The organism is Acinetobacter sp. YH01025 (assembly GCF_013420185.1).
GTDB lineage: Bacteria > Pseudomonadota > Gammaproteobacteria > Pseudomonadales > Moraxellaceae > Acinetobacter > Acinetobacter indicus.
This window is the reverse complement of record NZ_VOYR01000021.1, coordinates 1-15,912: the sequence shown is the minus strand read 5'-3', so window position 1 is coordinate 15,912 and position 15,912 is coordinate 1. Positions and strand designations below refer to the sequence as shown.

Below are 15,912 nucleotides of genomic sequence, written 5' to 3'. Positions count from 1 at the left end.
CGTTATAAGGTAGTTTTTTATCGTCGGTTAAATACACTTTTCGTCTAGGATTTCCTGTCTTGGACCAATGTATTTCTCCTGCCTCATCAAGTGCATCTAATTTCTCTGGTGTATATTGCCAATGCTTGCCTTCAGGAGGCATCTTTCCACGCCATTCAGTGCCTGTTGCTCCATTTCTTTTGCCAGGTGCATGAATTGGTACTAATTTGTATTGCCCTTTTGAATCAACTTTTGGATATTCTTTTTGAATCCATTCATCACTAGGTTTTTCCCCCTGAGGATTCCATATGTAATTGCTACTCTTTGTATAAAAAAGAATGTAGTCATTCAAATTCGCATACTGATTTTTTGTAGAGTTTTTACTGCTACATTTCCTTCTAGTAATAATATTTCGACAGTTTTTAGCTCCAAATACTTCATCTAAAATTACTTTTAAATATGGCATCATCTGATGACCAATATGCAGATAAAGACTTCCTTGATCTGACAGGATTTCACGCATAAGAATTAGACGAATTCTCATGTCTTCTAAATAAGATGCTATCGCAAAACTATCATTATAAGCATGCTCTTGAGATCTTGATTCAAAGTCCATTCCTGTATTGTATGGAGGATCTAAATAGATCAGATCGACTTTAGTATTTTGTTGAATCAACTGATGTAAAGCAAAAATATTATCTCCAAGTACTAAATCAGATCCCTCAATATTTACCTTTAGTTTGTCACCACCAATATCTATAAATTCTGAAATTAAAGGTTTCAAAATTTCAAATTCAGCTAACTTATTTTTATAGCTAAGTTCTATCGGTGCGTTAGGTACTGTTGGATAAGGATTTTTATGCTTCAGTAAAGCTAATGTCGATGCTTCTTCAAAAGCATTTTTACTAATACCAGTTGCCATATCTCTAAGGATCTATATCAAATTATGAAGATAATAACATACATAAAAAATGGTAACCAGTGGTTACCATTTTTTATGTATAAAATTTAACATAAAATCTCATATACGAAATTCAGTAGCCCAAAGTAGAAATGTCCGCTTTTAGAATATGAATTTGGTGTTATTGCTAAAGCTCGTGGCATGACTCAAAATCGCTAAAGAAGCAGGGATTGGGGTGAGGCACTCCACAAAGTCCTACGTCAGGATTAAGCACCACGTTTTGATACGATTAATCGTGTAGTGAATGCTTTAGGCGGCAGAGGTATTGAGTTCTTTAATATGCAGTTCAACGACTGTCATCAGGTTCTCAAATCCCTCAGTTTCCCCGGTATTCATCCGAGCCAACTCGGTCGAGTAGCTCGGATTATGATGCCTACTTTTAAAAAGGCACCCCCCACGATCAGTAAGCAGTTCTAGGGAACTTATGACGACCTGGGGTGGACTGAGTCCGTTTTACCCAATCTTCCGGATATTCTTGACTGTAAGAATCATAGTAATGACCTGACCAATATTCCTGATTGTATTCTTGGCATTCGTAATCTTGAGAAAAGTTGTGGGTGCTTTGTTGCGCTACAGCATGTTGCTGAAGTGTATTTTCAGCTGTTCTTTCCGCCTGATCTAAAGTCATGAAAATATCGAGCAAGGCTTGGCGTTGTTGATGATTCAGAAGTTTTGCGCTTTCGACAATCAGTTGTTTAGCGAGGTTTTTTGGCATGCATGGGTTTGCATTATTGAATTTAATCTGCATAGCAGTTTCCTAGATAAGAGTTTAATTATCTCCATCACTTCTCACGGCAATGGAGGCAACTTAACAGGGGTGAGAATACTGAATCTAGGATCAGCCAGCACAAAGCTGCCCTGCTAAGCTACCATAGGGACTGCTTAACAGTAGGCAAAAAAATAGCCGCAAGTGCGACATTTAATTGCACCTAGATTTTATCAGGTTCTCACGCCTGGACACAGATTTTGCTGCGTTGAAATAAGATTATCCAGTAAAAAGCAGGCCGTCAAGGTCCTAATCAGTAGTTCTTATAAAAACTGAAAAATCTAACTAAAAGGTGTCTATAAAATCGGTGACTATTTAGGAGTCTGAATTTTTAATAACTTTTCTTGAGAATTTTTGATCGCTAGATCTAGAATCTTTACTCCATCAGCAGTCTGTTGAAATAAAGTTAATTGATTTAAAACTTCAAAAAGCAACTCTATCTTTTCTTTAGGATTAAGATCCATAGCCCATACCTTCTTATAAATTTTTGTTTGACGAATTTGTCCAGCTAAATAGCGATCAACCCGAACCCTATTTAAAAATTTTTCGGTATCCAACGCATCATAATTTTTGACTTTATAAGCACTTAAAACTCCACCACCAACTTCAAACTTACGTTGATTTTCGGCTTTACGCTTTTTCCCTGCATCTTTTTTCTGGATCTGACTCAAGTACAGCTCCAAATCAGCATATTGCAGTTTTTGAGCTTTGAAATTCAGATATCGGGTACACATCATCTTCAGAATATTTAGTTCAGCAACACCCAATTGATTGTCCTGGTATGCCTGAAAAAGCTCTATAAATTTAGCTTCATATTCAGTCTGTTTAGGTTTGGTAGAAAGCTCATCAAACAGCAACTGAAGCTTCAAATGTTCACGATAAGGTTTTAACGCTTCTTTCACTAAGATCTGATGAGCTTCAGACAACATTTCAAAATTAAAATCGTCCGCTTGTAGAACATCAATGACTTGATTTTGAAGTTCAGTCCGAGGGTGTCTCTCTAATAAAAACTCAACGAAAGCATGTAACTCTGCCATTTGTAAAAGTTGAGCTGGTCTACCGCGCTTTTTTGCTTTTTCCTGAGTCATATCATCTGCCGCCAAATTTTCAGAACTGCTACCGATTTAAATATGGTTTTACCATATTTAAATCGGTCAGTCTGAAAATAATTATTTAAATTAAAAATAAAATTTCTTGAAAAGAATTTTTATTTTTAATTTAAATAATTCGCACTTGACAGTTTCTCCTGATCGGAGAAACTAGTACGCAATGGGGCGATTCCCCCTTGACCCCCTTCAACCGGATTTTTCAGCCATCCAGGCATTCCAAATCCGGGCGGTTTTCATTCCGTTTCACTGCATAAAAACCGATCCCAGACCAACAAAAAGGTGAGCATGGCCAGTTATCACTTCAGCGTCAAAAGTAAAAATAAAGGCTACGCCATTCAGCATTACCTCTATATTGCCCGATTGATGCAATACGAAAACGTCCGCAAAAAAAGTGATGAAATTTTAGAATACGTTGAACCTGGCAAATGCATGCCGTCCTGGGTGAAAGATCCCATTGAGTTTTGGAAAGCCGCTGATACTTTTGAGCGAGCCAATGCCAAAGTCTACATGGAGTATGAAATTGCCCTGCCCAACGAATTCACGCCAGAACAGCGTAAAACGCTCATAGAGACGTTTTTAGACAAACATATAGTTCCACAGCAATATCCGCATTCATACGCCATACATAACGTTAAATCGCGCCTCAGTGGCGAAGATCAGCCTCATTGTCACATCATGTTCTCGCTAAAAGCCGATGACAGTATTGAACGGACAGCCGAACAATATTTCAAACGCTATAACCCCAAAGATCCAAGCAAAGGCGGTGCAAAGAAAATCCAGCTGCAGGATGGCCACGCAGACTATTCCACTTTTTTAATCTATATCCGAAAACAATGGGAAAACCATCTGAATGATGCCCTTGCACAGCACTGCCCTACCGTCACCTACACATTGGATGGCCAAGACATCACCATCAAAAATCAGGTTTCAGCTGACAACTATGAGAAATACAACGAGATCCATGGCACCTTGTATCTCCCGGAACCCAAATTAGGTGCTGGGAAACAGAATGAAACCGTGGAATACCTGGCTGAGATCCAGAAAATCCGGCTGCACAATGCCAAAGAACGAGAAATGGAACAAAAGCAGCGGCAACAGACGCAGACACATGAATATTTCTATTCATGCTTGAATGAGCCTTACACCTCACTCGAAGTCATGCACTACTTGAATTACTTGGCCAAAAAAGCCAAAAACCAAAAAGAACTCAATCAAGATTTCAAAGAAATCATCAAAACACAGAAGCCAATGCTTCAGACTGAACATTGGAACCTGAACAGGATGGATTACCAGCTGAAAAATTCACTCGAATATCCAGATCCCCAAATCGAGTTCAATCCTGTCTTAAAATCTCAGGCTGAACAATCGAAAGTTATTCAAACCAACCAACCTGCTGAATCTACTCTGTCATCCATACAGCCTAAACCAAAGAATGATGATTATGATTATGATTTTGGCGGTCCCTAGGTTTGATGTTTTCTATATACCTAGAAGGTATATAAAGAGCGTGTGCTACGATCGACTGATTAGCAAGTCGATTCATAATTTACAGCTTCTTTAAAAAGAAGCTGTAAATTATGAATTTCTTTTTCAGAACAAGGATTTATTTGTATTGCCATGTTTTTATTCTCTTTGAGCAAATATATCTGTTCATAACTAACACTTATCAGATCAGTACTTTTAAACGTCAGCTCACAATTTGAAAATACTAAATGTAAATATGCCGTCTTATCGCAATAACTAATTTTTGAATACAATAAAATATGTTCTTCATTTTCTTTAAAAAAGTTCATGTGAACTCTCTCTTTTGGGCAGAAAATTGGAGCATAACAATTTTTAATTTTTCATGATTTCATACGTTGCATTTTTGGAAAAAAAGTTACTTTTGATTAAATAATGTTCAATTTATAAAAATTAAAACTACCATAATATGTGTAAAACATTTTATGTCCTATGCATATGGAATATTCAAAAAGTATTATTACTTAAGTAGCGACACTTTTTGGAATATCACCTAACTTTACAGAGCGAGTGTCTACGAGCGAACTGACATCATTAAAATTTCACCCGCTTTTTTCCCTGATTACAGGCTCCCCTTTACTTACGTGATTTAGAATCAGAGCGTCACGAAGTGCGCGAACGATAGAGCTTTTGCTTTTTATTCAAGCTACAACGAAATTAAGTAAAAAATTGCCCCCTAGAATCGAGCGAAAGCGAGATTCAATAGAGTTTGAGCGAAGCGAAAACCAAGGGCAATTTTTCATGACCTGGGCTTTTAATTATTTTTAAAGTTTTTAAATGCTTTTAGACATACTGAAAGCCTTTATTCACAATGGTTACAGACGCTATATGACTACGTTTACCTACCAATATGACTACGTTTACCTACCAATATGACTACGTTTACCTACCAATATGACTACGTTTACCTACCATAAATCTACAAAATATTTTTAGTAGATTTAACTACGTTTACCTTGCATAAATCTACATAATTATTAATATAGACTTATATTCATAAATAATAATGTAGATACATAAGATGCGGGATTTAGTTGTTAAAGATAATGCATTAATCAATGCAAGCTATAACTTAGATTTAGTAGAACAGCGTTTAATCCTATTGGCTATTGTCGAAGCAAGAGGTAGCGGTAAAGGGATCAATGCAAATGATCCTTTAGAAGTCCATGCAGAGAGCTATATCAACCAGTTTAATGTTGCAAGACAAACAGCCTACCAGGCCTTGAAAGATGCTTGTAAAGACTTATTCGCCCGACAATTTAGCTATCAAGAGATCAACAAAAGAGGGAATGTTGAGAATGTTCTAAGTCGTTGGGTTAGCGAAATTAGATATATCGATGATGAAGCAACAGTAAAGCTGATCTTTGCACCAGCTATTGTTCCCCTTATTACACGTTTGGAAGAACAGTTCACAAAGTATGAGTTACAGCAAATTAGTAATCTCAGTAGTGCTTATGCTGTACGTTTATACGAGTTATTGATTGCTTGGCGCAGTACAGGTCAAACACCAGTTATTGAACTAACAGAATTTAGAAACAAGATAGGTGTTCTCGATGATGAATACACAAGAATGGGCAATTTTAAAGATCGGGTACTAAATCTAGCTATTGCTCAAATTAATGAACACACTGACATTACTGTTAAATACGAACAGCATAAAAAGGGACGTAACATTTCAGGTTTTTCATTTTCTTTCAAACAAAAGAAAGTAGTTACAGCTAATGCAAATAGTAAGAGTTCAAATACCCTTGATCTTTTCTCGAAAATGACCGATGCACAACGCCATTTGTTTGCTAATAAACTGTCAGAACTTGCTGACATGAGTAAGTACTCTCAAGGTACCGAAAGCTATGCACAATTTGCTATTCGAATTGCTGAAATGCTACAGAATCAAGAGAAATTTGAAGAACTACTACCGTATCTTAAAAAAGTAGGATTTAACGCAAAATAAATTTCATGTTTAGGTAGAATGTTCAGATGAACATCCTTGTACACGCACTGAGGGATTCCATTGAACACAACAAAATTTAGCGTTATGGACGCTAGTAAAGCCTTTAAAAAATCACGTACAACAATATACGAAGCTATAAAAAATGGTGAATTATCAAGGGATCATGATGGTCTTATAGATCTATCTGAACTTATCAGAGTCTACGGAAATCCTTCAGGTGTTCAGTCCAGTACACGCACTGAACACGTACAGAAGGATGTACATGTACACGTCCAGTCAGAAGTCGAAACTGTATTAAAAGATCAAATTTCATTACTTAAAAATCAATTGGACTTAGCCAATCACAGAGAAAAGGCTTTGATGCAACACATAGAAGATTTGACTCATAGAATTGAGTTTAAAGGTCAGCTTGAACAACCAAAAACAGGGGTAGAAGAGCACAAAGTTGTTCCTCCAGTTGATTCTGAGATGATAGAGAATCCTAAACTAGAACCAGACCAGAAAGATGACGGATTGACTACTCCGGAACAAAAGGAAAATAAGCGGATTCCAGTACCGGAGCACATTGAACAGGAACCGGAAAAAAGGGGCTTTTGGAGCCGTTTTTTTAGACCCTATGATTAACCACGATTGTTTAACTAATATGAACAAAGTCGTGAAACATTGCTTAAATAATAGGCGTGGAACGTGAAAAATCATAAAAAAAGCCCGGACAGGGATGTTCGGGCTATAAACTAGAAACTACAGCATTGATTTCTATAGATAATTATAACGCATTTCGTATAAGGTGTATTATGTTAATTTTAGAAAATCTTCACTACTATTATTTTAAAATAAGCCTTATATCCAAGCATAAAACAAGGTTGTCTAGACTTCTTTTAACAGTAAAGTTATCATAAAACTGAATTTTATTTTTTAGGTAAGTTTATGCATTCTATCCGCATTCGTTAAGACACAACTATTTGCATAGTGACACTATTTTATAATGGTGGGCTTTTGTTGTGTCTTTAAGAATATATGCGGATATATAAAGTAAAAGTATGCTTAATTTATAAGTATGCTTTTAGTGCATAGTTTCCAGTTATAACTTAATTGACTAGCTATTTGTCCACCCTGTGGATGAATAGCTTTTTTTTTGGGAGGACACTGTGATGCTAGCTTTTGTTTTCACCTAAATCCTGTTTGCTGCATAAAAAATTTCAAGAGCTAAACAGGAGTAAATAAAAATGAGTTTAATTATTAAAGCGAGAAACATACGCTTGGATTATGCTGGGCGTGATGTTTTGGATATTGATGAATTGGAAATTCACTCTTATGACCGTATTGGTCTTGTGGGTGATAACGGAGCAGGAAAGAGTAGTTTACTCAAAGTACTTAATGGCGAAATTGTTTTAGCCGAAGCGACATTACAGCGTTTTGGTGATTTTGCACATATCAGCCAACTGGGCGGAATCGAAATAGAAACGGTCGAAGACCGGGCAATGTTATCTCGCCTTGGTGTTTCCAATGTACAAAACGACACAATGAGTGGCGGAGAGGAAACTCGTGCAAAAATTGCTGCCGCATTTTCCCAACAAGTACATGGCATTCTAGCGGATGAACCAACCAGCCACCTTGATCTCAATGGAATAGATCTACTTATTGGTCAACTTAAAGCATTTGATGGAGCATTACTTGTTATCAGTCATGACCGATATTTTCTTGATATGGTTGTAGACAAGATATGGGAGTTAAAAGACGGTAAAATTACGGAATATTGGGGTGGTTACTCGGATTACTTGCGTCAAAAAGAAGAAGAGCGACAACACCAAGCCGTAGAATATGAGCTGATGATGAAGGAACGGGAGCGATTAGAATCTGCTGTGCAAGAAAAACGCCAGCAAGCTAATCGATTAGACAATAAGAAAAAAGGAGAAAAATCCAAAAACTCTACCGAAAGTGCTGGACGACTTGGGCATGCAAAAATGACTGGCACCAAGCAAAGAAAACTGTATCAGGCAGCTAAGAGTATGGAAAAGCGTTTGGCTGCATTAGAAGATATTCAAGCACCAGAGCATTTGCGTTCTATTCGTTTTCGTCAAAGTTCAGCCCTAGAACTGCACAATAAGTTCCCGATTACGGCAGATGGTCTGAGCTTAAAATTTGGTAGCCGTACTATCTTTGATGACGCTAACTTTATAATACCGCTTGGCGCTAAAGTCGCTATAACTGGATCGAATGGAACAGGGAAAACGTCCTTGTTAAAAATGATATCAGAACGTGCTGATGGATTAACCATATCTCCAAAAGCTGAAATTGGCTACTTTACACAAACAGGATATAAATTTAACACGCATAAATCTGTGCTCTCCTTTATGCAGGAAGAGTGCGAGTACACAGTTGCGGAAATTCGTGCAGTATTGGCTTCAATGGGGATCGGAGCGAATGATATTCAAAAAAACTTATCCGACTTATCGGGAGGTGAAATCATCAAACTGCTTTTATCCAAAATGCTTTTAGGAAAATATAATATTTTGCTTATGGATGAACCAGGAAACTATCTTGACCTAAAAAGTATTGCCGCATTAGAAACAATGATGAAGTCCTATGCAGGAACTATTATCTTCGTATCTCATGACAAGCAATTGGTCGATAATATTGCTGACATTATCTACGAGATCAAAGACCACAAAATCATCAAGACTTTTGAGAGAGATTGTTAATGATAGCCAATCTAATCCGAACATTAATTATTGAACTCTTTAAAGGAAATTAAAAATGACAATTCAAGATATTCAATCACTTGCTGAAGCACACGGCTTGTTGCTTACGGACAAAATGAATTTCAATGAAATGGGCATTGATTTTAAGGTCGTTTTTGCTCTTGATACAAAGGGGCAACAATGGTTGCTGCGTATTCCTCGTCGTGATGGCATGAGGGAACAAATCAAGAAAGAAAAACGCATTTTAGAATTGGTAAAAAAACATCTTTCTGTAGAGGTTCCTGATTGGAGAATTTCATCTACAGAATTAGTGGCTTATCCCATACTTAAAGATAATCCTGTTTTAAATTTGGATGCTGAAACCTATGAAATAATTTGGAATATGGACAAAGATAGCCCGAAATACATAACATCTTTGGCAAAAACCTTATTTGAAATCCATAGTATTCCTGAAAAAGAAGTTCGGGAAAATGATTTGAAAATTATGAAACCTTCAGATTTAAGACCTGAAATAGCAAACAATTTGCAGTTAGTAAAATCTGAAATTGGTATAAGTGAGCAATTGGAAACCCGCTACAGAAAATGGTTGGATAATGATGTTCTATGGGCAGATTTCACCCAATTTATACATGGCGATTTATATGCTGGGCATGTACTAGCTTCAAAGGATGGAGCTGTTTCAGGCGTTATTGATTGGTCAACAGCCCATATAGATGACCCAGCGATTGATTTTGCTGGGCATGTAACTTTGTTTGGAGAAGAAAGCCTCAAAACTCTAATCATCGAGTATGAAAAACTAGGGGGTAAAGTTTGGAATAAACTATATGAACAGACTTTAGAAAGAGCAGCGGCCTCTCCTTTGATGTATGGTTTATTTGCCTTAGAAACTCAAAATGAAAGCCTTATCGTTGGAGCAAAAGCTCAGTTGGGAGTTATATAATTTAAAAATATGATTGCTGAGAACTGCCTTGTTTTGAAACTTGGTTGGCTTTAATTAGTTTTTAGTATTCTTTATAGAAAATGCCTCGATCAAGGGGCATTTCTAACAATCATTTAACATAAAATTTCTTATGTGAAGTAACCTGTGTAACTCCAAAATAGAAATGTCCGGTTTCTCCAAAGTAAAAATGTCCGCTTTTAGAATATGCGCTGTTGCAATTTTCTTAGCGGACGGTTTGATATGTTGGTGTCTATGTCGGATAAAGAACTTAAACGATTGTCGGTCTTGCAAGAAATCTGTGATCAACGCATAACCCAGCCCCAGGCTGCTCAGCTACTTCATATTTCAGAACGTCAGATCAGACGTTTATTGCAAAAATACAAAACTCAAGGTCCAACTGCATTAGCCCATGCTGCACGTGGCCAAATCAGCAATTCCAGGCTTCCTGAAGAGCTCAGACTCAAGTGCCTCAATCTGGTCGCTGAACAATTCCATGGTTTCGGACCCACTTTAGCGCATGAAAAGCTCACCACCGTTCATGGCTTTGATATTTCAGTTGAAACACTGCGTTCCTGGATGATTGCAGCAGATCTGTGGATTCCTCGCGCCAAGCGCCTGAAACGCCCGTATCAGCCTCGTTACAACCGGGATTGCTTTGGTGAACTGATCCAAATTGATGGCTCACACCATGACTGGTTTGAAGGACGCGCTGCTAAGTGCTGTTTGCTGGTGTTTATCGATGATGCGACAGGAAAATTGCAGCATTTACGCTTCTGTGAATCAGAATCAACCTTTGACTATATGATTTCAACACGTTTATATGTCGAACAGCACGGTAAGCCTTTAGCGTTTTACAGCGACAAACATTCAGTCTTTAGAGTGAATCAAAGCAGCAAGAAAGACACCAAGATTACCCAGTTTGGACGTGTACTCAGCACCCTCAATATCGATATCATCTTCGCCAATTCACCACAGGCCAAAGGCCGTGTAGAACGGGCGAATAGAACGCTTCAGGACCGTCTGATCAAAGAAATGCGCTTGGAAGGCATCTGTTCGATTGAGCAAGCTAATGCCTGGCTACCCTGCTTCATTGAGCAGTTCAATCAGAAGTTCGCCAAGATGGCTTTTAATCCTAAGAATCTACATCGGCCTATCACTGAAACAGCCGAAGAATTAGATGATATTTTTACTTGGCGTGAACCCCGCAGAGTCACCAATAGCCTGACGATTACTTATGATAAATGCGTATATCTCCTGGAAAACACCGAAGAAAATCAAAGGTTGATCGGTAAGTATCTTGAGTTCCTGGAATACCCGGATGGTACTGTAGCCCTCATGCATGATGGCCGAAAGATCAATTACAGCCTCTTCGATAAATTAAGTCAGCTGAATCAGCGAGAGATTGTTGAGAATAAACGGTTGAGTGCTGTTCTGAATCATATCCAACAACAGCATGAAGAACTGGAACAGCAAAACAAACGTAATCGTTCTCAAAAGATGCCAAGCAGACGTGCACAGAAAACAGCGATTGAACAACGAAATCTAAATCCTGTGCTTGACTTGGAAATGTCCATATAGGACATTTCTATTTGGTTATTAGGTAGGACATTTCTACTTGGGAATAACAAACCTGAATGCAGCGGTGCCCCATTGGGGGCGCGTTGAGATAAGCCTCTTTTAGATAACTTTAGCAACTCGATAGACAGTTGCAACTCCACAATTCACTGCTTTGGCAATTTCTTCCTTAGTCATATTGCCAACTACTAGCAATTCTTTTATTCGTTTATGTTTAGCCTCATTTGCCTTCTTGCCTGTTGGTTTGTAACCCGAACGTGCCAGGCCCTGCTTAATACGTTCTATACGTTTCTCATTGTCTAGGCGGGCCATTGTTGCCAGAAGATCAATCAACATATTGTTGATGAGTTCCAAGATTGAATGAGTAATGCTGTCACTGGTTTGAATCATTTGGTAGGTAGTAGGAAGATCTGCTACGACTAAACGAAGTCCCTTCTCCTGGATCCTGCGCTTCAGCTCTTGAAAATCTCGTTGGGTTAGGCGTGATAAGCGGTCAATACTTTCAACTAACAATGTGTCACCTTGATTTGCTTCTGACAGTAGCTTATTCAATTCAGGTCGGTCTAACTTCGTACCACTATAGTTTTCCACGTACACAATGGTTTCACCCAAATTCAAGTTTTGGTTTAGATCCTGAAGAATCTGCAAAGCCCTTTCTGCATCTTGATCTTTAGTTGAAGCTCGTAGATAAATACGTGTATTCATTTCTATCATTTAATCTTAATTCTATTAGATTAATGATAATACTATCATTTAATTATTGCATTAAGTCTAATGATAGATATTGTATGCGATTTGGCTCGCTATCATTCAGGTATAGTCTTTTGATAAAAAAAGCATGACTAAAAGCCATGCCTTGGGAATTCGTATAACGTGTATTATGTTAATTTTAGTAGAACTAATAAATCTATATATTTGAAAATGTCATTTTACTCAATTAAATACTCTTCAGATATTTCACACTGTTCAACAAAAAAATGATCATGTGAAACTAAAATTACAGCGCCCTGATATTGGCTAATAGCCTGCGATAGAAGCTCTCTAGACTCAATATCTAAATGATTTTCTGGTTCATCAAGCAATAATAAATCAATACCATCAGGATAGTGACTCATTGCTAATAATGCGACTTTCAATTTTTCACCACCACTCAGTTCTGATAGTTTTAATAAAGCTTTTTCACGACGAATACGTAACTGACCTAACAAATTTCTCCACTCAACTTCAGTAAGATTGGAGTTATAAAGTGCAAGGTTTTCGATTACGGATAAATCATTATTTAATAAACTAAAGTTTTGATCTAAATACAAACATGTTCCACTAAAGAAAATATCATCACGTTGATGGGTAGAAATCAATTTCAATAAGGTTGATTTACCAATTCCATTAGCACCTTTAAGATGGATTTTTTCGCCAGCTTTCAATGCAAAATTAATTTTATTTGTTGCTGTATGGGGTAGCTTTAAATCATGAATTCTTAAAATCTCTCCTTGCTTCGTACTCTGTAAGTGGAATTCAAACTTCTGAGCTTTGATTTTTTCTACAATGGTCTGCCTATTAATCAGACTATTTTTCAAATCATCAGTTTGTCGAGTTTGTTGGGCACGTAGCTTACCTAAGCTTTGTCCAGCATTTTCCTTTTTGAAATCTAGAAAAATCTTTGCTTGAGAATTAGAATCACGAAGTTCATTGCCTTTAGATTGACGTTTATTCGCTTTCATTAAGCTATCATGTTGCCGTTGTTTTAACTGCTTTAATTCTTTTTTCTCATTATTAATAGACTGAGTTAATGCATCCATGTGTAGCTGATGCTGTTGAATGTAATGCTCATAATTACCTTTGTAGTGTTGTAAGCCTAATTCAGTTAAAGCATAAATATGTTGGACTTGATTGAGTAATTGGCGATCATGACTAATCAGGCATACACCACTAGGGTGTGCCAAAATACTCTCAATTAACCATTGTCTAGATGTTGAGTCTAAATGGTTGCTTGGTTCATCTAAAAGTAGATAGTGATCCTTTTTTAAAAACAAACGACATAAAGCCAGCTTTGTTTTTTGTCCTTCACTCAGTTTTTCTGTTGGAAAGTTCAAATCCGTAGGTAAGTCAGCATTTTCAAGTATATTTTGCCATTTTTGTGGTAAATCCCAGGTATTTTCAACTAACTCATAATCATCAAAACTAGCTGTATTGTTCTCTATACGCCGAAAAGCATGATGTAAATGATCTACCTCTAATGCTTGTGCAATATTTTCAGCATTAAGGCGTTCTAATTGTGCCAAATAATCATGTTGGATATTCCATGAAACTTGACCACTATAATGAATATCTAAAGCTTGGCTTTGATCTAATATTCTGAACAATAGGGATTTACCTAAACCATTACGTCCAATTAATGCAGAAACCTGTCCTGATAAAAGCGTAATGTTTAGCTGATCAAACATTTTCTGTGTAGAAAATTCTAAATTTAAGTTTGAAGCAATACATGCATGTTGCATAAAAAATTCCTCATGTAGAGGATATGCAAAATAGTGAAGATTAACTTATAAAAAACAATATATTATTTAGGATATAAAGTAGAGACCAAGAATATATAGCCACAAGTAGAATCTATTTTGCACATCAAAAGTTTAAAAATAATGATGAGAAAATGACTTACTTCATTGGCGTTACTCTTGGGAGGATGATTTGAATAAGGTTATTTTATAATGATAAGACAATCTGTCAAGCTTGTACTAAAGCTTCTAAAAGTTATTTAACATAATGGCTGTTATACGCAATAAAAAACCTGGGCACCAACCTAGGTCTAAAATTTAAAAAACAGATAAATATCAGTGTAATAAACTCATTTTTCTAATTTCGCATAACGTGTATTATATTAATTTTAGGAAAACTTAATATCCACTTAACTACATGATTAAATCTAAATACCAAAAGGGACCTTATAGTTTTTCTTTCCATTTAACATATTTTTGATAATAGCTTTAGACTTAGGCTTTTTCACCTAAGGAGCTAAACATTGGGAATTATTAGTAAATATCACGATAATCCATATGAAATAATAACTGTACTATCGACTGGGGCAAATTTCGCTATTGATTCACGTCTAGCCTTAGCTAAGTATGCAGGACCTATTCTAGGTTTTATTCAGTTAGTCAAGGAGTCAGAGTCCTCTGCAGATTTATTGGGAAGAATTAGAGTTCCATCGCTTGATGCTACCACTAGGATGACCTATTTAAAACTCTTTAGAAGATGTGTGTGTAGCAGTCTAGATACTGAACTTTCAAAGAAAATTACTAAAATTTCAACAGAAGATTTAGTTGCTAATTTTAGTGAACATTTTCTTGATATTAATGAATTAAAAGATTTCTTTGATTCAGAGTTTAACCAAAGCCACCTTCTAAGCCTAAGCTGCTTATTAGCAGAGTATGATAAACGGGGAGCCTCTGGCTATCAGCTAACAGATTTGTTATTTAATGAATTGGAAAGACTATACCCAAACATTGAAGTTCTTGGACCAAGAGGTGCAGGAAAAGATATTGAATTGAATACAGTCTACTCATCTTTTAGTGGGGGGCGATTCCCATGTGATTTTGTGATCCGAGACAAACAAAGTAATAAAATCTTAGCTGTTGGATTTAGTCGCTATGATTCAACAAGAGGCGGAGCACAGTCAGATGATAGAACTGGAGGTAATGCTCAAAAAGTTAGTAAGTTAAAAGAGCATTTCGTTGCAACAGGTGAAATTATTAAAGTTCTATTTGTATCAGATGGGCCAGGATTAGCCCATAGAGATACATGGGAAGAAACATTAAGTCTAGATGAAAGTTGGGATGATAATGTAAGAGTCACAACCTTAAAGACATTAGAAGAAGTGACTCTTAATTGGTTATAAAAGATTATCAACCTGCTCTTGATACTCTACATAGACATCTTTATCCGCCAACAGCCTAAAATTGTGTAGATTTTCAATTTCTATTAAATCTAATTGGGAGGTTTGTTTTGATAAAACATAATCTCCCATTTCTTTCGTTCCTTTTGTTAAACGACTAATAGAATATTTCATTGCTGTAAAAGATTGATCCATACCGATCCATTGGCGACCTAACTCAGCACTAGCTTGAAGTGTTGTACCAGAACCACAAAAAGGATCTAAAACTAAGCTATTTGGGTTACTACTAGCAGCAACGATCATTTTTAGCATATGAAGATTTTTTTCTGTTGGGTATCCAGTAATTTTTACACTTTGATGATGAGCATCTCTAAAATCTGCCCAATAATCGTTATAAGGTAGTTTTTTATCGTCGGTTAAATACACTTTTCGTCTAGGATTTCCTGTCTTGGACCAATGTATTTCTCCTGCCTCATCAAGTGCATCTAATTTCTCTGGTGTATATTGCCAATGCTT

At 36.7% G+C, this 15,912-nt stretch carries 14 protein-coding genes; 7 read left to right on the top strand and 7 right to left on the bottom strand.

Annotated features, from left to right (window positions below):
• The 3 genes from FTT89_RS14025 to FTT89_RS14015 all read right to left on the bottom strand — a co-directional run.
• Positions 1–901 (bottom strand): DNA methyltransferase (locus tag FTT89_RS14025; protein ID WP_180172896.1); only part of this gene is annotated, 901 nt, incomplete at its 3' end.
• A gap of 439 nt (positions 902–1,340) precedes the next feature.
• Positions 1,341–1,688: a hypothetical protein gene (locus FTT89_RS14020; protein WP_004641894.1), complete on the bottom strand. Its 348-nt coding sequence runs from the start codon at positions 1,686–1,688 to the stop codon at positions 1,341–1,343.
• Positions 1,689–2,017: 329 nt separating this feature from the next.
• Positions 2,018–2,794: a hypothetical protein gene (locus FTT89_RS14015; RefSeq protein ID WP_180172897.1), complete on the bottom strand. Its 777-nt coding sequence runs from the start codon at positions 2,792–2,794 to the stop codon at positions 2,018–2,020.
• Between the two features lie 306 nt (positions 2,795–3,100).
• Between FTT89_RS14015 and FTT89_RS14010 the strand changes: the two genes are divergently transcribed.
• Positions 3,101–4,282 carry a MobA/MobL family protein gene (locus FTT89_RS14010; protein WP_180172895.1) on the top strand — a complete coding sequence of 394 codons (1,182 nt, stop codon included), beginning with the start codon at positions 3,101–3,103 and terminating at the stop codon, positions 4,280–4,282.
• 59 nt (positions 4,283–4,341) lie between these two features.
• On the opposite strand, the gene FTT89_RS14005 is transcribed toward FTT89_RS14010, so the two are convergent.
• A complete protein-coding gene (locus FTT89_RS14005) occupies positions 4,342–4,608 on the bottom strand; it encodes a hypothetical protein (RefSeq protein WP_180172894.1) in 267 nt (88 codons plus the stop codon).
• Between the two features lie 749 nt (positions 4,609–5,357).
• On the opposite strand from FTT89_RS14005, the gene repM reads away from it, so the two are divergent.
• The 5 genes from repM (at position 5,358) to FTT89_RS13980 (ending at position 11,507) form a co-directional block, all read left to right on the top strand.
• Positions 5,358–6,287: a replication initiation protein RepM gene (gene repM / locus FTT89_RS14000; protein WP_180172893.1), complete on the top strand. Its 930-nt coding sequence runs from the start codon at positions 5,358–5,360 to the stop codon at positions 6,285–6,287.
• Positions 6,288–6,371: 84 nt separating this feature from the next.
• Positions 6,372–6,911 (top strand): plasmid replication DNA-binding protein, encoded by a 540-nt coding sequence (locus FTT89_RS13995; protein WP_180060765.1) that lies wholly within the window; start codon positions 6,372–6,374, stop codon positions 6,909–6,911.
• Positions 6,912–7,513: 602 nt separating this feature from the next.
• Positions 7,514–8,989 carry an ABC-F type ribosomal protection protein Msr(E) gene (gene msr(E), locus FTT89_RS13990; RefSeq protein ID WP_000052512.1) on the top strand — a complete coding sequence of 492 codons (1,476 nt, stop codon included), beginning with the start codon at positions 7,514–7,516 and terminating at the stop codon, positions 8,987–8,989.
• A gap of 55 nt (positions 8,990–9,044) precedes the next feature.
• Positions 9,045–9,929, top strand: coding sequence for an Mph(E) family macrolide 2'-phosphotransferase (locus FTT89_RS13985; RefSeq protein ID WP_000155092.1), 885 nt, complete (start codon positions 9,045–9,047; stop codon positions 9,927–9,929).
• A gap of 252 nt (positions 9,930–10,181) precedes the next feature.
• Positions 10,182–11,507 carry an ISNCY family transposase gene (locus tag FTT89_RS13980; protein WP_096902756.1) on the top strand — a complete coding sequence of 442 codons (1,326 nt, stop codon included), beginning with the start codon at positions 10,182–10,184 and terminating at the stop codon, positions 11,505–11,507.
• A 99-nt stretch (positions 11,508–11,606) separates the two neighbouring features.
• On the opposite strand, the gene FTT89_RS13975 is transcribed toward FTT89_RS13980, so the two are convergent.
• Positions 11,607–12,218 carry a recombinase family protein gene (locus FTT89_RS13975; protein ID WP_015060246.1) on the bottom strand — a complete coding sequence of 204 codons (612 nt, stop codon included), beginning with the start codon at positions 12,216–12,218 and terminating at the stop codon, positions 11,607–11,609.
• A gap of 215 nt (positions 12,219–12,433) precedes the next feature.
• Complete coding sequence (locus FTT89_RS13970) at positions 12,434–14,002, bottom strand: ATP-binding cassette domain-containing protein (protein WP_159124549.1); 1,569 nt, start codon at positions 14,000–14,002, stop codon at positions 12,434–12,436.
• A gap of 521 nt (positions 14,003–14,523) precedes the next feature.
• Here FTT89_RS13970 and FTT89_RS13965 point away from each other — a divergent pair.
• The gene (locus FTT89_RS13965) at positions 14,524–15,399 is read left to right on the top strand and encodes a hypothetical protein (protein ID WP_180172892.1); all 876 of its coding nucleotides are present in this window, start codon (positions 14,524–14,526) and stop codon (positions 15,397–15,399) included.
• On the opposite strand, the gene FTT89_RS13960 is transcribed toward FTT89_RS13965, so the two are convergent.
• The coding region (locus tag FTT89_RS13960; protein WP_257229728.1) for a DNA methyltransferase at positions 15,394–15,912 on the bottom strand (519 nt) is incomplete at its 5' end. The genes FTT89_RS13965 and FTT89_RS13960 overlap by 6 nt on opposite strands.

Bases quoted from the DNA above. Each gene is read 5' to 3' on its own strand.
- FTT89_RS14015 (WP_180172897.1), bottom strand. From the start codon at position 2,794: ATGACTCAGGAAAAAGCAAAAAAGCGCGGTAGACCAGCTCAACTTTTA.
- FTT89_RS13980 (WP_096902756.1), top strand. From the start codon at position 10,182: ATGTCGGATAAAGAACTTAAACGATTGTCGGTCTTGCAAGAAATCTGT.
- repM (WP_180172893.1), top strand. From the start codon at position 5,358: ATGCGGGATTTAGTTGTTAAAGATAATGCATTAATCAATGCAAGCTAT.
- FTT89_RS13970 (WP_159124549.1), bottom strand. From the start codon at position 14,002: ATGCAACATGCATGTATTGCTTCAAACTTAAATTTAGAATTTTCTACA.
- FTT89_RS14020 (WP_004641894.1), bottom strand. From the start codon at position 1,688: ATGCAGATTAAATTCAATAATGCAAACCCATGCATGCCAAAAAACCTC.
- FTT89_RS13985 (WP_000155092.1), top strand. From the start codon at position 9,045: ATGACAATTCAAGATATTCAATCACTTGCTGAAGCACACGGCTTGTTG.
- FTT89_RS13995 (WP_180060765.1), top strand. From the start codon at position 6,372: ATGGACGCTAGTAAAGCCTTTAAAAAATCACGTACAACAATATACGAA.
- FTT89_RS14010 (WP_180172895.1), top strand. From the start codon at position 3,101: ATGGCCAGTTATCACTTCAGCGTCAAAAGTAAAAATAAAGGCTACGCC.
- FTT89_RS13975 (WP_015060246.1), bottom strand. From the start codon at position 12,218: ATGATAGAAATGAATACACGTATTTATCTACGAGCTTCAACTAAAGAT.
- FTT89_RS14005 (WP_180172894.1), bottom strand. From the start codon at position 4,608: ATGAACTTTTTTAAAGAAAATGAAGAACATATTTTATTGTATTCAAAA.